At 47.5% G+C, this 20528-nt stretch carries 17 protein-coding genes; 7 read left to right on the forward strand and 10 right to left on the reverse strand.

All coding sequences use genetic code 11. The annotated features are described in order from the left end of the window. Window positions 1–62 precede the first annotated feature (62 nt). From QZ942_RS12625 to gatC, 10 genes are all read right to left on the reverse strand, one after another. A complete protein-coding gene (locus QZ942_RS12625) occupies window positions 63–665 on the reverse strand; it encodes a hypothetical protein (protein WP_292996135.1) in 603 nt (200 codons plus the stop codon). 201 nt (window positions 666–866) lie between these two features. Further along, window positions 867–4115: a type I restriction endonuclease subunit R gene (locus tag QZ942_RS12630; RefSeq protein WP_292996137.1), complete on the reverse strand. Its 3249-nt coding sequence runs from the start codon at window positions 4113–4115 to the stop codon at window positions 867–869. After that, window positions 4108–4659, reverse strand: coding sequence for a transposase (locus QZ942_RS12635; RefSeq protein WP_292996139.1), 552 nt, complete (start codon window positions 4657–4659; stop codon window positions 4108–4110). The genes QZ942_RS12630 and QZ942_RS12635 overlap by 8 nt, the downstream gene beginning before the upstream one ends. Window positions 4660–4725: 66 nt before the next feature. Further along, window positions 4726–4908, reverse strand: coding sequence for a type II toxin-antitoxin system VapB family antitoxin (locus QZ942_RS12640; RefSeq protein WP_292996141.1), 183 nt, complete (start codon window positions 4906–4908; stop codon window positions 4726–4728). Window positions 4909–4985: 77 nt separating this feature from the next. Next, window positions 4986–5987 carry a virulence protein RhuM/Fic/DOC family protein gene (locus QZ942_RS12645; protein ID WP_292996143.1) on the reverse strand — a complete coding sequence of 334 codons (1002 nt, stop codon included), beginning with the start codon at window positions 5985–5987 and terminating at the stop codon, window positions 4986–4988. After that, window positions 5984–7129 (reverse strand): restriction endonuclease subunit S, encoded by a 1146-nt coding sequence (locus QZ942_RS12650; RefSeq protein ID WP_292996145.1) that lies wholly within the window; start codon window positions 7127–7129, stop codon window positions 5984–5986. Before QZ942_RS12650 ends, QZ942_RS12645 begins: the two co-directional genes overlap by 4 nt. Further along, the gene (locus QZ942_RS12655) at window positions 7126–8736 is read right to left on the reverse strand and encodes a class I SAM-dependent DNA methyltransferase (protein ID WP_292996147.1); all 1611 of its coding nucleotides are present in this window, start codon (window positions 8734–8736) and stop codon (window positions 7126–7128) included. The genes QZ942_RS12650 and QZ942_RS12655 overlap by 4 nt, the downstream gene beginning before the upstream one ends. A 229-nt stretch (window positions 8737–8965) precedes the next feature. Further along, entirely contained in the window at window positions 8966–10408 is a 1443-nt protein-coding gene (gatB, locus tag QZ942_RS12660) for an Asp-tRNA(Asn)/Glu-tRNA(Gln) amidotransferase subunit GatB (protein WP_292996165.1), read from the reverse strand. 44 nt (window positions 10409–10452) lie between these two features. Continuing rightward, the gene (gatA, locus tag QZ942_RS12665; RefSeq protein ID WP_292996149.1) at window positions 10453–11901 is read right to left on the reverse strand and encodes an Asp-tRNA(Asn)/Glu-tRNA(Gln) amidotransferase subunit GatA; all 1449 of its coding nucleotides are present in this window, start codon (window positions 11899–11901) and stop codon (window positions 10453–10455) included. A 99-nt stretch (window positions 11902–12000) separates the two neighbouring features. Then, complete coding sequence (gatC, locus tag QZ942_RS12670) at window positions 12001–12288, reverse strand: Asp-tRNA(Asn)/Glu-tRNA(Gln) amidotransferase subunit GatC (RefSeq protein ID WP_292996151.1); 288 nt, start codon at window positions 12286–12288, stop codon at window positions 12001–12003. A 135-nt stretch (window positions 12289–12423) separates the two neighbouring features. Here gatC and QZ942_RS12675 point away from each other — a divergent pair, with 135 nt between their 5' ends. The 7 genes from QZ942_RS12675 to QZ942_RS12705 all read left to right on the forward strand — a co-directional run bounded on the left by QZ942_RS12675 (window position 12424) and on the right by QZ942_RS12705 (window position 20261). Then, a complete protein-coding gene (locus QZ942_RS12675) occupies window positions 12424–13482 on the forward strand; it encodes a rod shape-determining protein (protein ID WP_013965051.1) in 1059 nt (352 codons plus the stop codon). Window positions 13483–13561: 79 nt separating this feature from the next. Next, window positions 13562–14452, forward strand: coding sequence for a rod shape-determining protein MreC (mreC, locus tag QZ942_RS12680; protein WP_292996154.1), 891 nt, complete (start codon window positions 13562–13564; stop codon window positions 14450–14452). A 40-nt stretch (window positions 14453–14492) separates the two neighbouring features. Next, window positions 14493–14984, forward strand: a complete 492-nt coding sequence (mreD, locus tag QZ942_RS12685) for a rod shape-determining protein MreD (protein ID WP_292996156.1) — start codon at window positions 14493–14495, stop codon at window positions 14982–14984. Continuing rightward, on the forward strand, window positions 14981–16894 hold the full coding sequence (gene mrdA / locus QZ942_RS12690) for a penicillin-binding protein 2 (RefSeq protein ID WP_292996157.1): 1914 nt from the start codon (window positions 14981–14983) through the stop codon (window positions 16892–16894). Before mreD ends, mrdA begins: the two co-directional genes overlap by 4 nt. A 61-nt stretch (window positions 16895–16955) precedes the next feature. Then, window positions 16956–18056 carry a rod shape-determining protein RodA gene (gene rodA / locus QZ942_RS12695; protein ID WP_292996159.1) on the forward strand — a complete coding sequence of 367 codons (1101 nt, stop codon included), beginning with the start codon at window positions 16956–16958 and terminating at the stop codon, window positions 18054–18056. Continuing rightward, a complete protein-coding gene (locus tag QZ942_RS12700) occupies window positions 18053–19018 on the forward strand; it encodes a septal ring lytic transglycosylase RlpA family protein (RefSeq protein ID WP_292996161.1) in 966 nt (321 codons plus the stop codon). The genes rodA and QZ942_RS12700 overlap by 4 nt, the downstream gene beginning before the upstream one ends. Before the next feature lie 607 nt (window positions 19019–19625). After that, window positions 19626–20261 carry a PEP-CTERM sorting domain-containing protein gene (locus QZ942_RS12705; RefSeq protein ID WP_292996163.1) on the forward strand — a complete coding sequence of 212 codons (636 nt, stop codon included), beginning with the start codon at window positions 19626–19628 and terminating at the stop codon, window positions 20259–20261. Window positions 20262–20528 lie beyond the last annotated feature (267 nt).

Below are 20528 nucleotides of genomic sequence, written 5' to 3' on the forward strand. Positions count from 1 at the left end.
TTTATTTTTCGACAAGTATTCATTGGTCTTTCCCTTTGAGAGAAAAGATACGTTGTGTTTAATTACTCGCTCGTTAAGATGCTTCGCTGGGTTAATCGGTTTAAACGTTGCTCCAGTTGCTCGGTATCATGCTGCAAATTCTTTACTTCTTCGCTGAACTGATCGACAGTCGCGGGTTTTGTTAAAAAACGATTTTCTTCTGTCCAGTATTCGGCCAATGCCTGAGCAATGCGGTGAACATTTTCTACCTGCCAGTGCATCAGATGCACACCGGTTTGTGTGATGCGATGTGCCGGTATATCGCCAATGGCTGTGCTCAGGTCATGCTCAAAGATCGCGCGCAAATTAAGCTGCTTGACTATCGCGATTAATTCTTCAGCAAACGATTGATCGCCGATGATTGTTATCTGCTCGAACGCGCTGGATTCCTGCGCAAGTACCCGAGGCAGAATCAACGGGGATAACGTGAGTGTCGTATCTGCATCCATATCACTATTAATAGCTTGCTGTACTTCACCTTCCGCATCAATCAGCAGGCTGAAATTAACCAAAGGTGGCATCCGGATACACACTGTCTTACCGGTATAAGATCGCAGCCGTTTGCATGCCCAGCTTTCTCCGCGTAAAACATGATTGATGGGTGTAGTTACAACAGATTTCAGCATTATATTTTCGGTTTGAAGATTCTCATAACAGGAATAGAAGAAATAGTTGCGCCTATTTTTGGGTGTCCGGTATTGCCTCCATGCATTGGAGCTCAACCTTAGCTACCGAATTCCCCCGTTTCTTCCAAGCGTACAATAGGCTTGCGAGTATAACACTATAATTTGAGCCGGTTATACGACTCTGCATGTCTTCTTGCCGGTTCAAGCTGCCAATGCGTCGGCGATCATCTCCGCTTGTTTGAGCACCGTTTCGGTAGCCAGCAATTGCATATCGGGCGGATAGCCGAATTGCCGTAATGTCCGCTTCACAATCACTTTGAGTTTGGCTCTGACACTTTCCTTGATGGTCCAGTCTATCGAAGCGTTTTCGCGTACCCGCTGCGTCAACACGATGGCCAATTGCCGCAATTGATCGTTCTGCATCAATTCTTTCGCATTGTGATTACTGGCTATCGCGGTATAAAATGCATACTCAAACTCGGTCAGACCCAGTGTTTTCGGCTCAAGATCGGAGGCGGTGATTTCCTTGCTGATTTTAATCAGTTCATCCATGACTTCGGTGGCCGTCAGGATTTTGTTCTGGTATTTCCTGATGGCATTTTCCAGCATTTCCATCAAGGATTTGCTTTGTACCAGATTCTTTTTAGCGCGGACTGTCAGCTCGTCATTGAGTAGTTTTTTGAGCACTTCCAGCGCCAGATTCTTATGTTCCATGCCTTTGAGCTCCAGCAGAAACTCTTCGGACAGGATGGAAATATCCGGTTTCTTGATCCCCGCCGCATCGAAAACATCAATTACCTGTTCGGATACCAGCGCTTTATCGATGACTTGCCGGATGGTCGTCTCAATTTCTTCATTGGTTTTGCCGGAGCCGGTACGATCAAACTTCGCCAGTCGCGCTTGGACGGCCTGGAAAAAAGCCACTTCATCTTTGGCATCCATGGCTTGTGCGTGCGGAATGGCAATCGCAAAAGCCTGGGATAATGCGGTGACTGCATTGATATAGCGTTTCTTGCCGTCGTCCAAACCCAGAACATGTTCTTCGGCGGCCAGAATGAGCGACAGCTTTTTAGCGGTACCGGCCGCAAAGTAATTCTCGTAAGGAAAGCCGTGATACATCGCCGAGATGTCTATGATTTTCTCCAGCATCAGTGTAACGGCTTGTTCTTGTGCCAGTGCCGGATCGCCCTTGCCACCGGCATCGGAATAGAACGATAAGGCTTCTTTCAAGTCGGCCGCAATGCCCAGGTAATCCACCACCAGCCCGCCGGGTTTGTCTAAATAAATACGATTGACCCGTGCAATCGCTTGCATCAAATTGTGCCCTTGCATCGGCTTGTCGATGTACAGCGTGTGCATACCCGGCGCATCAAAGCCGGTCAGCCACATATCGCGCACAATCACGAGTTTTAATGCATCCGCGATATCTTTCATGCGCTCGGCCAGAACTTTGCGCTGCTGCTTGGTGGTGTGGTGTTTCGCCATCTTGGCGCCATCCGACGATGCCGCCGTCATGACGACTTTAATCACACCTTTGTTCAAATCTTCTGCGTGCCATTCGGGTTTGAGTTTGATGATCTCTTCATACAGGTTGGCAGCAATACGGCGGGACATCGCCACGATCATGCCTTTCCCGGAAAAAACTTCTTGCCGCGCTTCGAAATGGCTGACGATATCTTGGGCGATATTGCGGATGCGCTGTTCACTGCCGACCAATGCTTCGATTTGCGTCCATTTCGCCTTGGCCTTCCCGGTTTCGCTGAAGTCTTCCTGATCCAGTTCCTCATCGAGTCCGACAATGAGTTTTTTGCCTTCATCGCTCAGGGCCACTTTGGCCAAGCGGCTTTCATAGTAGATACGCACCGTAGCGCCATCTTCTACCGCCTGGGCAATGTCGTAAATGTCGACATAATCCCCGAACACTGCTGGCGTGTTCACATCGGTCTTCTCAATCGGGGTGCCGGTAAAGCCTAAATACGTCGCGTTGGGCAACGCATCCCGCAGATATTTGGCAAATCCGTAAACTACTTTCTTGCCGATAACTTTGCCCTGGGCATCTTTTTCGTCGATGGTTTTAGCGCTGAAACCGTATTGGGTGCGGTGTGCTTCATCCACAATCACGACAATGTTGCCGCGGCTGGATAATTCCTCATGCACATTGCCTTGTTCCGGCTGAAACTTCTGGATCGTCGAGAAAATGACCCCGCCGGATGCGACCTTGAGCAACTCTTTGAGTTGCTGCCGGTCTTCCGCCTGTTTGGGTTCTTGCCGGAGCAGTTGTGAAGAAGCGGCAAAGGTGTCGAACAACTGATCGTCCAGATCATTGCGGTCGGTAATCACCAGGATAGTTGGATTATTCAGGGCAAGCACAATTTTTCCGGTGTAAAACACCATCGACAGCGATTTGCCCGAGCCTTGCGTATGCCACACCACACCCGCTTTTTTGTCGCCCTGCGATTGTTGCGCCACACTGGGCAAGCCGTAGCTGGCCGGATTCTGCCGTATTTGGCGCGCAGGCAATTCACTGCCGCAATCCGCCGCCCGCAATGTCGAAGCGATGGCGGCATTCACCGCGTAATACTGATGATAAGCCGCCAGTTTCTTAACCGTGCTGATGCTGATCACACCGGTTTTTAAGTCTTCTTTTTTGCTCTTCTCAAATACGATGAAATGCCGGATCAAATCCAGCAAGGTGGATTTATTCAACATGCCGTTGATTAAGATTTCCAATTCAGCCCGTAGGGGCGCATTGAATGCGCCCTTTGGACGGATGCCATCCACCCCTGCAATTCCATCGGCTGATTTCCATGTCATGAAGCGGCTCAGCCCTGCTGACAGCGATTCTGCCTTAGCTTCCAATCCGTCCGAAATAACGAGAATCGCATTGTAAGTAAACAGACTGGGAATGGTTTGCTGGTACGTGCCGATTTGCCGGTAAGCGGATTGCATCGTGGCGTTTTCATCGGCGGCATTTTTAAGCTCGATGACCACCACCGGCAAACCATTGATGAACACAACGAGATCCGGACGTTTCTTCTGATTGTTCTCAATCACCGTAAATTGATTGGCCACCACGAATTCGTTATTTTCCGGATGATCAAAATCTATCAACCAGACGATATCGCCGCGTTCATTACCATCTTGCTGATAACTGACCTTCACGCCTTCGGTGAGCAGGCGATGGAAAGTTTCGTTGCTGGTGAGTAATTCCGGGGAATGAATGCGCTCGATTTCCTTCAGGGCGGTCTGTAATACCGTGGCCGTTATGCCGGGGTTGATGCGCTGGAGTGCTTTTTCTAACCGGCCGGTAAGCAATACTTCGTCATAGCGGGCGCGTTCGGGATGGTCGCCATCGGGGGCAATGTCGGGTGCGTAGATAGGGCAGTAACCGAGCTGCGTGAATAATTTTATCGCTAGCTCTTCAATCGCCGATTCGGTGAGCCTAGACATAATAAGTGTCCGTATCCCAACATCGGGGATTGGTTTGAATATATTCCGCGATTTTCAGGTAAGCATCCTCATCGCGGATAATGTGCTCGTAATAATTGCGCTGCCAGAAACGTTGACCGGATGTACCCGATATTGCATTAAGCCGTTTGGTCACCGACGATTTAAACCCCCGCACAACGTCCCCCAACGTAGGGGCGCGTTGCACGCGCCCTGGTTGTTCATCCGAGTCCGCATATTCATGCGGGTGCGTGCCATTGGGGCGCATGCAATGCGCCCCTACGAGTTGGATGATACCGTGGACGTGATTAGGCATGATGACAAATTCGTGCAATACGATATGGGAACGAATATATTCTGTTTTGCGCCATTCTTCATCCACGACGATCCCCAATTCATTGAATTGCATCTCACCATCAACAATTTCCCCAAACAACGGCACCCGGTTATGTGTACAAACGGTAATAAAATACAAACCGGCCTGTGAATAATCATACCCTTGCAAACGAATCGATTTGCGGTGATGGATGGTTGGATTGTAGGTCATGGTGTCCGGGTTATTGTTGGGATTGTAGGGGTAATGATTATTTACCCCTACGGCATAACCGTCATTTTACCGACGTGGAATCGCGTTTAATTGCCGCTCAATGCCACCCAGATTCGCCAATCTTTTGGCGCTTTCACGCTCAATCAGGGCTTTCAAGGCTACTCTGACCAGTGCAGATTTTTTCTGCACATGAGTCAAGGCTCGCGCTTTTTGCAGTAATTCGTCATCCAGTACGATGGTGGTTCTCATAGCTCTTCTCCGAATAGATCATCGAATGATGCACGTAATTGTACATGCGATCTTTTAGGGCAAATAATCATTTGCCCCTATGGATTATTGCCATTGATCAAATTGATGATGACTTTCACCATCGTGTCTTTTTCCTCGGGCTTGCTCTCAGCAATCAGCAACGTAAACGCAACCAGGGCATTATCGGCGATGCGCTTTTCTCCGTCTGCATTAAGGAGATAATCATGACGCGCCAGAAACCAGACAAACAGCGCGGCGGCAATGCGTTTGTTGCCATCGGAAAAAGAGTGATTCTTGACGATGAAATACAGCAGATTGGCGGCTTTTTCTTCAATACTGGGATAGAGTTCTTCGCCGCCAAACGTTTGGTAAATGGTTTCCAACGAGCTTTTGAAGGAATCATCTTTTTCGTTGCCGAACAATCCGCCCAGTTTCTCCTGTTCACGCCACAGCCGGATTTGCTGGATCGCTTCATCATAGGAAATTCTGCGCTGTCCGGCTTGCTGGATTCCGGTCACCTGTAAACGCTGATGATCGTAATCGTCCAACACCGTCAACGCGTGGCTGTATTGCTCCAGGATCGACAGAATGCCTTGCGATTCGGAAGCGGTTAAGTCTTTCTGTTGGAACAAGCGTGAAGATAAGGCAATCGCTTGTTTTAAATCCGCGAGTTTTTGCTGTTGCGTCTGAAGTTTCTGTTCATTCAGCGCATACCCTTGCACCAGGTAGCGCTTGAGTATGTTGCTGGCCCAGATACGGAATTGCGTGCCTTTCTTGGAATTGACGCGATAACCGACGGAAATAATGGCGTCGAGGTTATAAACCTTGATGTTTCTTTTGACCTGCCGCCTGCCTTCTTGCCGAACTACCGAGGATTTCCCGGTAGTTGCCGACTCGATCAACTCACCGGATTGGTAAATGTTCTTCAGGTGCAACCCGATGGTATCGCTATCTTTATCAAACAAGGCCGCCATCTGCGCCTGCGACAGCCAAACCGTTTCGTCCCGCAAGCGCACTTCCACCCCCGACAACCCATCGTCCGGCTGGTAAATCACAATATTGTCTACCGGTTCGATCATACGGTTACCCGTACCTCGCCGCTCATCAGTTTGGGAAGCAAGGTGTCGCGGAGGGTTTCTAGGGTTTGAATTTGAATATGGTTTGCATCTATTTTGTTGTAAAAGAAAATTAAATTTTCTTCTAATACTTCTAATCTTTCTTTCGGTGGAATTGTGAGTTTAATTTGTTTCAGTCCATTTATAGTCAGGGCTGCTTGCGTGCTGCCAATTGTTATTGAATCCAAATGTTCTTTTCCAATGCTAGATTTTAACCAACAGTAAATAATAATACTTGGAATTACAGTAAAATCTTTAAACCACGTTAAGTTTCCATCTTTAAAATAAAACTTATCATTCTTTTTCACTCGATACGGAATTCCTAGAGTACCTACTGAAGTAAGTAAAATATCGCTGTCTATTGGGATACCAAATTTTTCTTGTATCTCATGAAATCTATTCTCAGTTATACAAAGCTCACTTTTAGTATTACCAGTATTGTGTAGTTCTATAATTTCTTTACTGCGATAAAAAGGAATGCCTGTTGTAACATACTCAGAATAAAATATTCTTTTGCTGGATGTGACCGTTAGCAATTCACCAAGTGGCTTTTCTTCCCAATCCCCCGTTGCCTCCACCACAAACCACTGCCTAAAAAGCGTTTCAGCCATGGCTTCGAGGGTTTTGTTCTGGCGGTGCAACAGGTCGATTTTGTCGTCAAGGCTGCTGAGGACGAAGGCGATGGCTTTTTGTTCTTCAATAGGAGGTAATAGAATATCTAAATCATATACTTCATCCCTGCTAGTTGATGGTATAGCAGAGCCGCTATCCATTGAGTTTATATCAATGCATTTAAACCAATAATACAAATAGCCTACATCCAAATCTTCGAGCTTGTTTTTTGTGTAAAAAGCAGTGTCTATAACAAAAAAAGGAAACTTTGCTAAGTGAACACCTCTGTAAGCGCCTTTTCTTCCGATTATTAGCGATGGCTCATCATGAAGGTATATTTCTGTAACACCAATTTTTCCATTTGTACCAAAAACATCAAAATAACTATTTCCATTTCGATAGTTCTGAAGTGCCTTGCCATATTCCAGTGTCAAAATATCCCTGATTTTTAAATCGCGCCATTTTGGTGAATATATACTTTGAATCCCGCTCACACCTTCACCCTCGCCAAACTCTCAACAATCGCCTGATTCAACGCCGCCTCTTCCTGCAATTGCACCTCGAATTCCGCCTTCAACGCGGCAAAACGCTCGGGGAAATTAAAATCATCTTCTTCATCCGGCAGCCCGACATAACGCCCCGGCGTCAGTACATAATCCAGTTCGGCGACACGCGAAATCGACACCGACGCGCAAAACCCCCGCACATCCCCGTAGGGGCGGATTGCATCCGCCCCTATCGCATCCGCGGCATCATCAGGGCGCATGCAATGCGCCCCTACGGGTGGGGATGGATCGGCCGTGCGCCAGGCGTGGTAGGTGCTGGCAATTTGCTGGATGTCTTCGCGGGACAGTTCGAGGGTGCGGCGGTTGATCAGATGGCCGAGGTTGCGCGCGTCAATAAACAGGATTTGGTCCTTACGGGGATGTTCATTATTACGTGCGTGGTTCATGAACCACAATCCGGCAGGAATTTGCGTGTTCAAAAACAACTTGCCCGGTAAATTCACGATGCAATCGATCAGATTGCCTTCTGCGATCAGGTTCTTACGGATTTCCCCTTCGCCGGAAGTTTTGGAAGTCAGCGCGCCTTTGGCCAACACCACCCCGGCAATGCCCACGGGCGATAAGTGATACGCAAAATGCTGCAGCCAGGCAAAATTGGCATTGCCCGCCGGGGGTGTGCCGAATTGCCAGCGGCCGTCATTGCGTAATAACTCGCCGCTCCAGTCACTGACATTGAACGGCGGATTGGCGATGATGAAATCGGCTTTCAGGTCTTTGTGGGCATCGTTCAGGAACGAACCTTCGTTATTCCATTTCACTTGCGAGCTGTCGATACCGCGAATGGCGAGGTTCATTTTCGCCAGGCGCCAGGTGGTCTGGTTGCTTTCCTGGCCGTAAATGGAAATATCGTTGATGCGGCCTTGGTGCTCTTCGACAAACTTTTCCGATTGCACGAACATGCCGCCGGAGCCGCAGCAGGGATCAAATACCCGGCCTTTGTAGGGTTCCAGCATCATCACCAGCAATTCGACGATGCTGCGCGGCGTGTAGAACTGGCCGCCTTGCTTGCCTTCGGCCAGGGCGAATTCACCGAGGAAATACTCGAACACATGGCCAAGCACATCGGCGCTGCGGGATTTGGCATCACCCAGCGCGATATTGCCCACCAGATCAATAAGTCCGCCCAGACTCGCGGGGTCGAGGTTCTGCCGGGCAAAGACTTTGGGCAATACGCCTTTCAGTGACGGATTTTCTTTCTCGATGGCATCCATCGCCGCATCCGCAAACTTACCGATATCCGGCTGTTTGGCTTGAGCGACGAGATGCGGCCAGCGTGACTCGGGCGGGACATAAAAGATGTTTTCGGCTTTGTACTCGTCTTTGTCTTCGGGATCAGATCCGGCATAGTTGCCGAGTCCTGCTTGCAATTTGGCGAAATGTTCTTCGAATGAGTCGGAAATATATTTCAGGAAGATTAAGCCCAGCACCACATGTTTGTACTCTGCGGCATCAATGTTCTTGCGCAGTTTGTCAGCGGCTTTCCAGAGCTGTTTTTCCAGCGGTTCTTGTTTGATTTCTTTCGCAGCTTTCACCATGGCTAAGTTTAATTCCTTGATGACAGAGAGCGTTATAGGACGCCGATACGGCTTGATGTAATTTCAGGGCACTTCTAAAAATCCAAATTTCGTCACAACACTTTGTTGCTCGAAAAAAATGTTTCCTTACATATCATGCATATGCTGCGTAACCATTTTTTGCTCGTGCCTCGTGTTGTTTAGAACTTTGAATTTTTAGAAGTGCCCTTCAGCGAATCACGCGATGGCTTTATCCATCCAGTTTTTTCTTCAGCATGGCGTTGACTTGCGCCGGATTGGCTTTGCCTTGCGTGGCTTTCATGATCTGGCCGATCAGCGAATTGAAGGCTTTTTCCTTGCCGTTGCGATAATCGGCGACTTGCTGCGCATTGGCGGCCAGCACCTGATCAACCAGTTTTTCAATGGCGCTGTCGTCGGAAATCTGTTTCAGGCCTTTGGCTTCGATGATGGCGTCGACATTTTTGTCGAGTTCGCCGTTCCACATGCTTTCAAACACTGTTTTGGCAGCTTTGCCGGAAATGGTGCCGTCATGGATGCGCGCGAGCAGTTCGGCGAGTTGGGAAGGGGTGATCGGGCAGGCCGTCATTTCAATGCCTTCCTTGTTCAATTGCCCGCTGATCTCGCCCATAATCCAGTTGGCGCACAGTTTGGCTTGCGCGGGTAATTGCTTGAGCGTGGCGTCAAAATAATCCGCCATCTCGCGAGAACTGGTCAGCACGGAAGCGTCATAGGCGGACAATGCAAACGCGGAGATGTAACGATCCCGCCGCGCTTGCGGCAATTCCGGCAAGGTTTGCTTGATTTGATCAATCCAGCTTTGCGGAATTTCCAGCGGCAATAAATCCGGATCGGGGAAATAACGGTAGTCGTTGGCGTCTTCCTTGGTGCGCATGGTGCGTGTTTCGTCTTTGTTGGCATCGTACAGGCGGGTTTCCTGCCGGATCGAACCGCCGTCTTCAAGTATTTCAATTTGCCTTCTGGCTTCATAATCGATGGCTTTTTCCAGAAATCGGAAGGAGTTCAGATTCTTGATTTCGCAGCGCGTGCCAAGTTTTTCCGTGCCGCGCGGGCGTACCGAGACGTTCGCATCGCAGCGGAATGAGCCTTCCTGCATGTTGCCGTCGCAAATACCGATCCAGCGCACCAGCGCATGCAATGTTTTGGCGTATGCCACGGCTTCCGCGCTGCTGCGCATGTCCGGTTCGGAGACGATTTCCAGCAATGGCGTGCCGGCGCGGTTCAAATCAATGCCGCTCATGCCATGAAAATCTTCGTGCAGCGACTTTCCGGCGTCTTCTTCCAAATGCGCGCGGGTCAGGCGGACGTTCTTTTCAGCGCCATCCACTTGGATCTGAATGTTACCGCCTTGCACTACCGGCAATTCGTATTGGCTGATTTGATAGCCTTTGGGCAAATCGGGATAAAAGTAATTCTTACGCGCGAAAATGGAGGGCGAATTGATTTTCGCTCCCACCGACAGCCCCAGTTTAATCGCCCGTTCCACCGCGCCTTTATTGAGCACCGGCAAAACGCCCGGCAGCGCCAGATCGATTACGCTTGCCTGGGTATTCGGCGCTGCGCCATAGGCGGTGGATGAGCCTGAGAAAATTTTGGATTGCGTTGAAAGTTGAGCATGTACTTCAAGGCCGATGACAATTTCCCACTGCATGATGTATTTTCCGACTAAATTGATATTTTCAGGAATGAACGATTGGTTTAAACGGGCGACTGCAAATGCCAGTCGGTTGCCAGTTGATATTGGTGCGCGACATTCAGCATTTGCGCTTCGCTGAAGTAATTGCCAATGATATGCAAACCGACCGGCCGGTTTTTATCGCCAAAGCCGACCGGGATCGACATGGCCGGCATTCCGGTGAGATTCGCCGCGCTGGTATAAATGTCCGACAAATACATCTGGATCGGATCGCCGCTTTTTTCTCCAAGATTAAAAGCCACGGTGGGGGTGGTGGGCCCCATGATAATGTCGCATTGTTTGTAAGCTTCGGCGAAGTCCTGCGCGATCAGGCGGCGTAACTTTTGCGCCTTAATATAATAAGCATCGTAATAACCATGCGATAAAACGTACGTGCCGATCAGAATACGCCGTTTCACTTCCGCGCCAAAACCTTCCGCGCGCGATTTGCGGTACATGTCGGCCAGATCGCCGTACGATTTGGCGCGATGGCCATAGCGCACGCCGTCAAACCGGGATAAATTGCTCGATGCTTCAGCAGGCGCCAGCACATAATAAACGGGGATCGCCAGCGGTGCATTCGGCAACGAGACTTCAACCGTTTGCGCACCCAGTTTGCGGTATTCATCCAATGCTTTCTCAATGGCGCTTTCGACATCCTTGCTCATGCCTTCGGCAAAATATTCCTTCGGCAGGCCGATGCGCAAGCCAGCTAACGGTTTTTGCAGATCCCGCGCGTAGTCTTCGACGTCCCGTTGCAGGCTGGTTGAGTCACGCGGATCAAACCCGGTCATCACGTTCAGCAGCAGCGCGAGATCTTCTGCCGATTTGGCCATGGGGCCGCCCTGATCCAAGCTGGAGGCGAAGGCAATCATGCCGTAGCGGGATACCAATCCGTAAGTCGGTTTGATTCCCGAGATGCCGCACAAGGCCGCTGGCTGGCGAATGGAGCCGCCGGTATCGGTGCCGGTTGCGGCGGGTGCCAGTCTTGCTGCCACTGCGCAAGCTGCGCCGCCTGAGCTGCCGCCAGGTACTGCAGCATGATCCCAGGGATTTTTCACCGGTCCATAAAATGATGTTTCGTTGCTCGACCCCATGGCGAATTCATCCATGTTGGTCTTGCCGATATTGATTGCGCCCGCTTGATTGAAACGTTCAATGACTCCGGCATCATACGGTGAAACAAAATTCGACAGCATTTTTGACCCGCAGGTGGTCAGCCAGCCTTTGGTGCAAAAAATATCTTTCTGCGCAATGGGGATTCCGGTCAACGGGCCTGCTTGCCCGGCAGCAATCATTTTGTCTGCGGCCTGCGCTTGCGCAAGGCTGAGTTCTTCATTTACTGTAATAAACGCATTGTATTCAGGATTAAGCGCCTTGATGCGTTTGAGAAATTCTGTTGTCAGTTCAGTGCTGGAAATCTTTTTTTCGGCAAGCTGAAGGGAGAGCTGTTTAAGACTGGCATTAAACATGGCATTTACTGATAGAGAAAAATAAAATGTTGCGTATAATTATCGTTTTTAAATTCTAGGATAGTTCTTTCGGTTCACTTTGTTGAAGTAGTATTTAGTCTATTCAATAACTTGTGGAACCAGATAGAGACCCGCTTCGACTTGTGGCGCTATCGATTGATATAATTCGCGCTGGTCGGTTTCAGTAACCGCATCTTCACGTAAACGTTGTACGACACTTTGGGCGTGAGACATGGGTTCTACTGTAGAGGTATCGACTGCTTGCATGGTTTCAATCAGATTGAAAATACCGGATAACTGAATCAAAGTTTCTTTTGCTTCGTCTTCATCAATCTCAATATAAGCAAGATCAGCTACACGTTTTACATCGCTAACAGACAAAGTCATTTTATAGGGGTAACCTTATATTCAAATAAGAAATAAGTATTAGGGTATCATGCCCCGTTTAACTGGCGTATCATTTTTTGAAGGTTTTAATTATTATTCGCTCTCACCTAATTACTAATAACGGATTCTGCCACTATGTTTAATTTCTTGAACAACAATATTCTTGGAAGCTATTTCTCAACAGATATGGCGATTGATCTGGGCACAGCAAATACGCTGATTTATGTCCACGGCCAGGGAATCGTGTTGGATGAACCCTCTGTAGTAGCAATCCGCGAAGAAAGCGGGGCCAATGGCAAGAAAATGATTCAGCAAGTAGGTCATGCAGCCAAGCAAATGCTGGGCCGCACACCGGGTAATATTACGGCTATCCGCCCGATGAAAGATGGGGTGATTGCGGATTTTACGGTGACAGAGCAGATGCTCAAGATGTTCATCCGCAAAGTGAATCCTCCCCGGTTGTTTTCAGCCAATCCGCGCATTGTGATTTGTGTGCCTTACGGTTCCACACAAGTGGAACGCCGCGCTATTCGTGAAGCGGCCTACGGCGCCGGTGCCCGCAAAGTTGAGTTGATAGAAGAGCCTATGGCGGCCGCATTGGGTGCTGATATGCCGGTTGAATCACCTACCGGTTCCATGGTGGTTGACATTGGCGGCGGTACTACGGAAGTCGGTGTCATCTCGTTGGGTGGTATTGTTTATTCTAATTCGGTGCGCGTGGGCGGGGATAAATTTGACGAAGCAATCATTAACTATATCCGCCGCAACTATGGCATGTTAATTGGCGAACCAACTGCAGAAATCATCAAAAAAGAAATTGGTTCGGCTTTTCCAGGTTCTGAAGTACGTGAAATTGAAGTGAAAGGCCGCAACCTTGCAGAGGGAATACCGCGTAGCTTCACTATTTCCAGTAATGAGATTCTGGAAGCGCTGGCGGAACCGCTAAACAGCATTGTCAGTGCGGTTAAATCGGCTCTGGAACATACCCCGCCGGAATTAGGTTCGGATATTGCCGACAAAGGCATGGTTATGACCGGAGGCGGTGCTTTGCTACGTGATATTGATCGTTTGTTAATGGAAGAAACCGGTTTATCCGTCATTGTCGCCGATGATCCGCTGACCTGTGTGGTGCGTGGCGCTGGCATTGCTCTGGAAAACATGGATCGTTCGATTGGTATTTTTGCACGTGACTAAACACATTGAACCAGTAATCTTTTTTCTTATTTTATAGACTGAATCAGACACAAAACCAGATTCGTAAATACTGGACGTAATGGAAACAGCTCCTCAGTTTTTCAGACATGGCCCAGGTCCGTTTGCACGGCTGTTTGTTTTCGCTTTGTTATCCTGTTTGCTCATTATTGGGGATACGCGTTTCAAATATTTTCCGCAATTGCGTCAGGCTATTGGTGTGGTTATTTTCCCATTGCAGAAGATTGCCTATATCCCAGCCAATATTTATGATCAAGTAGAGGAATTTATTGCCAGTTTCAACTTACTGGAAGAAAACATAAAACTGAGACAGATCTATCTCGAAAATCGAGAGCAATTGCTAAAATTAGCTTCACTGGAAGCTGAGAATATTCATTTACGCAATTTGCTCGGAGCGGTGCAGCAAATTGAAACCAAAACCAGAACTAAGGCAGTTCTGGCTAAAATATTGTATACCCCGCGCGATCCGTTTAATCATAAAATTACCTTGAATAAAGGCAGTCAACATCATATTCAACTCGGCCAAGCTGTCATTGATGATAAAGGCATCGTTGGACAAATCACACAGTTATATCCTTGGTCATCCGAAGTGACACTGCTTACCGACAGGGATCATTCCGTTCCCGTGCAAGTCGTCCGTAACAGTTTACGCTCTGTCGTTTCAGGTACAGGTAAAAATAACCAACTGGAATTGCGTTACCTATCGGTAAATACTGACATCCAGCAAGGTGATCAGTTGGTCACTTCCGGAATCGGCGGGGTCTATCCGCCCGGTATTCCTGTTGCGACAGTATTGCGAATTGAACGAGACCCTACGGGTGATTTTGCCCAGATTATCAGTACACCGGTTGCCGGCGTGGACCGGAACCGGCAAGTTTTAATCCTGTCCCTGATACAACCGGAATCCCGTGATGCTTTAGAGATGCCTAAAATTGAATCCGGAAAGAAATAAAGACGACAGGTCAAATAAAAATAATTACTTTGGACAGGATGTGTATGTTCCTGCCAGTAATTGGTTTATTGCGGCTAGTTTAGTTGTGGCTTTGATTCTTAATTTCCTGCCATTGCAAGGGGATATATTGATATTTCGCCCTGATTTCGTAGCGATTGCCATAGCCTATTGGAATATTAATCACCCGCACAAAATGGGAATGGGTGTGGCTTTCGGCATGGGATTAATGATGGATGTCGGCAACACCGGTATATTGGGACAGCATGCTTTAGCTTATTGTGTCATTGTTTATCTTACATTAATTTTCGGGCGGCGATTACGGTTATTTAATTCGATGCAACAAGCCCCTCAGATTGGTTTGATATTATTGATCATGCAGATAGTCATTGTTCTGGTTGCAACCTCAGGTGGCTCAGCATTACCCGATGGACAATATTTCCTTGCGGCGCTGTCGGGTACCTTGCTTTGGGCACCCGGTTCTTACCTATTATCGATGCTCCTGAAACAAAAATCAGATCCTGATGCGTTATGAAACGACATGTAGAACTGCGAAATCATCCTGTCGAATTACATAAATTTCGTTTTCGTCTCGCCGTTAGCGCTTGTTTTGTACTTGTTCTTTTCTTGATACTTTATGTACGTTTCTATTATTTGCAGGTTTCTCAACAAGAACACTATCACACGCTGGCGGAAGCAAACCGCATTTCCATTTCACCGCTGGTTCCCAATCGCGGCTTGATTTATGATCGCAATGGCAGGGCCCTGGCGCAGAACTATTCAGCTTACACGTTAGAAGTTATTCCCAGTAAAATCCAGAATCTTGAATCGACACTGGATGAACTGGCGACAATTATTGAAATAACAGCCACTGACCGTCAGCGGTTCAAGAAATTGCTGAAGGAAAGTAAGCGATTTAATAGCTTGCCGATTCGCAGCCGTTTGACGGATGTGGAAATCGCAACTTTTGCGGCTAATCGCTACCGGTTTCCTGGTATTGAAATCAAGGCACGTGTGCTGCGTCAATATCCGGAGAAAGAAGTTGTATCGCATATCATTGGCTACATCAGCCGTATCAATGATCAAGATCTTGAGCAACTTGAACGCAATGAAGAGCTCAATAATTATCGAGGTTCTCAGCATATTGGAAAAATTGGCATTGAACAGAGTTATGAGAAGCAATTGCATGGCGTTACCGGTTTCGAGGAAGTAGAAACCGATGCTGCAGGCCGCTCCATTCGCGTATTGTCACGTACACCATCCATTCCGGGTAATAATTTGATCCTTTCGATCGATCTCGGGTTGCAGGAAGCTGCAGAAAAAGCTTTTGGTGATCGTCGGGGTGCATTGGTTGCATTGGATCCGAATAACGGCGAGGTGCTTGCCTTCGTCAGTAAGCCGGGCTATGACAATAATCTTTTTATCGGCGGTATTGATCAGGAAAACTGGAATCTGCTGAACAATTCGATTGATAGGCCACTGAACAACCGGGCATTACGGGGTGTTTATCCGCCTGGATCAACCTTTAAGCCATTTATGGCATTGGCGGCGCTTGAGCTCGGGAAACGCACACCGGAATATAGTATGAGCGATCCCGGATACTTTTCATTGCCTGGTGTAGAGCGCCGCTATCGCGATTGGAAACCGGGCGGCCATGGCCGGGTTGATTTGCATAAGTCATTAGTCGTTTCATGCGATACCTATTATTACAGTCTTGCCAATGATCTGGGGATAGACAATATACACAGCTTCATCGGTCAATTTGGATTGGGGAAGAAAACAGGTATTGATGTCGAAGGTGAAGTTTCCGGACTTCTGCCATCGTCCGCCTGGAAAATGAGTCAATATAAGCAAAAGTGGTATGCCGGAGATACCATTTCTGTTGCAATCGGTCAGGGCTATAACCTGGCTACACCTTTACAACTCGCTTTTGCCACCATGGTTATCGCGAATAATGGCAAAGCTTATCTTCCCCGTTTGGTTAAACAAATACAGAACAGTGATACCGGAGATGTCGAGGATATTCCTGAAAAGCTGCTCTACAGCCTGAATCTAAAACCCAGAAATCTTGAAATAGTCAAGAATGCATTGGTTGATGTCACCCGTCCTGGCGGTACAGCTGCAAAAGCCGCTATCAACGCAAGTTATACCTTTGCAGGTAAAACAGGTACTTCACAAGTGATCGGTATTAAGCAGGGTGAGCGGTACAATGAGAAGTCTATTAATGAGCGTCACCGTGACCATGCCATGTTTATCGCTTATGCGCCAGCAGATAACCCTAAAATTGCTTTGGCGGTACTGGTTGAGAATACTGGAACCGGCGGTTCAACCGCAGCGCCTATTGCCAGACAAGTATTTGATTATTACTTATTAGGGAAATCGCCTGAAGCGACTGTTGCAAAATTAAATGAGCCTGCCGAAGAACCTGTTCATGATCATCTCTAAGAGATTTGGCTGGCAGTTGGTTAAACAATCTATTCAAGATGACGGCTGACCAAATCAAAGCATGATAGAAATTAGAAAAATCTGGCACTATCTCACACGCTACATGGATAGCTTTTTGTTGATCGGGATACTCACATTAATGGCCGTGGGGTTGATTGTGCTCTACAGTGCTACAGGCGCAAATATGAGTAGAGTCAATAATCAGATCATCAACATGCTGGTGGCCTTGGTGATCATGTGGCTGGTTGCCAATATTCCTTTGCAACAAATCATGCGACTTGCACTACCCATGTATATATTGGGAATCGTCTTACTGATCGGTGTTGCCTTGTTTGGAGAAATCAACAATGGCGCGAGGCGCTGGCTCAATATCGGGGTAACAAGAATTCAACCGTCTGAATTGATGAAGATTGCCATACCGCTGATGATGGCCTGGTATTTCGACAAACACGAAATCACCCTACGACTGAAAGATTATCTTGGCGCAACGGTACTGTTAATGTTGCCGGTATTGTTGATTCTGCGGCAACCGGATTTGGGCACTGCTTTATTAATTGCGGCCAGCGGTTTTTATGTATTGTTTCTGGCTGGGTTATCCTGGCGCATCATTGCCGGATTGGCGATAACAGTTGCGGCTAGCTTGCCGGTATTTTGGTCAATCATGCATGATTACCAGCGCCGGCGTATTATGACCTTGCTTGATCCTTCACAAGATCCACTGGGTGCTGGTTATCACACCATACAATCATCCATCGCGATTGGTTCTGGTGGTGTTATTGGTAAAGGCTGGCAGAATGGCACGCAAGCGCAATTGGATTTTTTACCGGAACAGAGCACTGATTTTATTTTTGCAGTTTTTTCCGAAGAGTTCGGCCTCATTGGTAATACCATACTACTATTTCTGTATTTAGTAGTCATTGCGCGTTGCATGGTGATTACGGCCAATGCCTCGACACAGTTTACTCGCTTGATTGCCGGATCAATTACACTGACTTTCTTTACCTACATTTTTGTTAACATGGGAATGGTTAGTGGTATCCTTCCCATAGTAGGGGTTCCGCTTCCACTCATCAGCTATGGGGGTACATCGATGGTGACAATGTTGCTCGGATTTGGTATTTTGATGAGTATTCAAACACATCCTAAACTAGTTAAAACATGACGAACACTAATTCCGCGTTTCAGAAAGCTTGTAACTATTTGTCTGTAGTATCGACACCGGTTAATGGTTTGGCATTGGCGATGGTCTTTTCTTTGTTAGCGGCTTGCAGCAGCACGCCGCAATACACAGGCGCGCTGCCGCAAAAAGACGTATCTTCCGCTTCAATGCCTCACCCAGGGCCAAGTCCCGTAGCTAGAAAAGGAGGGGGATATTATCTGGATGATGGTCCAGGCGATAATCCGCCGCCCGATCTGCATTTAGTTCCAGACGCCATACCCAGAGCCGAATCGCTGCGGCCGGCCAATATGCAGCCGTATGTCGCGCTAGGGAAAAATTTTAAACCCATGACTGAACTTCGTCCCTATAAAGAACGTGGAGCCGCTTCATGGTATGGCCGCCGCTATCATGGAAACAATACGGCATCGGGGGAGGTTTACGACATGTATGCAATGACGGCGGCTCACCCGACATTGCCGTTACCCAGCTATGTCCGGGTAACCAATCTGGAGAATGGCAAGTCGGTGATTGTGCGTCTGAATGACCGTGGACCATTTCTATCCGATCGCTTAATCGATCTTTCTTATACGGCGGCGTATAAACTGGGAATACTGGCTGGTGGAAGTGGCCGGGTGGAGGTTGAAAGCATATTGCCTGGTGAGGGGGACACGGTCAGACTGGCTGTTTCCAAACCATCGGCATCGTTGCCCGTTGCCGATAGTAATACAGAAATGAATATGGTTTATCTGCAACTGGGCGCATTTGGTTCATCGGATAATGCACATAATTTTCTGACACAGGTACGGAAGAAACTTCCGTGGCTCAACGATACGATCAATATTACCCAAAATAACGGGTTGTACAAAATTCATGCGGGTCCCTATCCGGATCAGGTTGTTGCTCAGCTGGCAGCTAATACGATTACGCAACAGCTTGCGATAAAGCCCGTGTTGGTGATCGACTAATAGAGGCAAAAAAAATCCCTATTGCAAGCAATAGGGATTAAAGGGCCTCGTCATAAAATCATCGATCGCAATCCGCAGGTCAAATATAAAACATCTTCCTCAGTAAATATTCCTACATTTTTTACATTCGACTTCGAGATTCTCGAATCAATTGCGATCACATGATTTCAAGTTTAATACCTACTGAGAATTTTGAAGATGAAAACAGAGAGGAAATATACCGCTATATCTAAATTATGTCTGTGACTTTTAGCACACGCCTGTAAAAGTTTTGTCTTGCTATGAATTTAATTTCCATCAAATAATTGGATACGTTTGTAACTTTTTCCGCAGGGAAAAGAGCCAAAATGGCCAGCAGCGATTATTTCATATTCCATACACTAGCTGCTATCAGTAGATTGCTATGAGCACCGAGAGCACCGTATTCAATAGAGAACACGTTCCATAAATAAATGATTTTTTAATAGAAAATTAAGTGATTTGCTTATTGAGTGTGTGATCAATCCGGGCTACATTGATGAAGCAATCAAATTGGCTTGGGTTTCTTGATTTTTTTGCACTGTGAAACACCTGAACACCACGGAAATAATCACATAGGGCAATAATCATGAACACTCAACTCGCAAAACTTAAAAGGGTCGCAATCTTTCTCGCAGGATTCTCCACCGCATCAATCCCTGCAATGGCGCATGCCGACTGGTCACTTACGGAAGTGGGTACCGCTGGCTATATCTTTATTGAGGACATCAACAATTCCGGGCAAGTGGTGGGAGGATCTAGCATTGCTGATAATTCCACCCATGCTTTTATTACGGGGCCTAATGGCATTGGCATGACCGACTTGGGTACCCTGGGTGGAAGCCATAGCTTTGCCTTTGACATCAACGATTCCGGAGAGGCTGTGGGAGTAGCTACAACTGCTAATGGGGAAGGACATTCTTTTATCTTTAGTCACGGCGGAATGACGGATCTTTCGTTACTGGCTCCTGTCGTTGCAGCCGGATTGACTGGACTTATTGTTTTAAGCATCAACAACTATGGACAGATCCTTGGATATGGGGCTAATAGTGATAATGTTGGCCAACCATTTTTACTGTCGTATACTCCCGATACCGTATTTACTCCTAACCCTGTATTTATTCCACCATCACTAATTCCAGAACCAGGAACCTACCTGATGTTGTTGGGTGGGCTAGGTTTAATTGGGTATCTGGCGCGGCGTAGAAAAGAAACTGTCATTTAATTCAGACTTGAATTTATTCCAACGGGGACTTAGGTTCTCGTTTTTGTTTCTTGGGTGGCTAAAGTGTAGCTATGGATCTGATGTGGCTGCTGAAAACAGGTTGATGGCAGTTTGAATTGTGGTAATCATTCATTCAAACGCAGTAGTGTCCGGAGATTCGAGAATTGTCGCATGATAACTCGTTGAACGACCATTACTAAATGACATATTTTTCTGTAATCGATTTCAACTTGCGCCAAACTTCTGACTTTTGTCAGGAGATTGCAT

The organism is Nitrosomonas sp. (genome assembly GCF_021731985.1).
GTDB lineage: Bacteria > Pseudomonadota > Gammaproteobacteria > Burkholderiales > Nitrosomonadaceae > Nitrosomonas.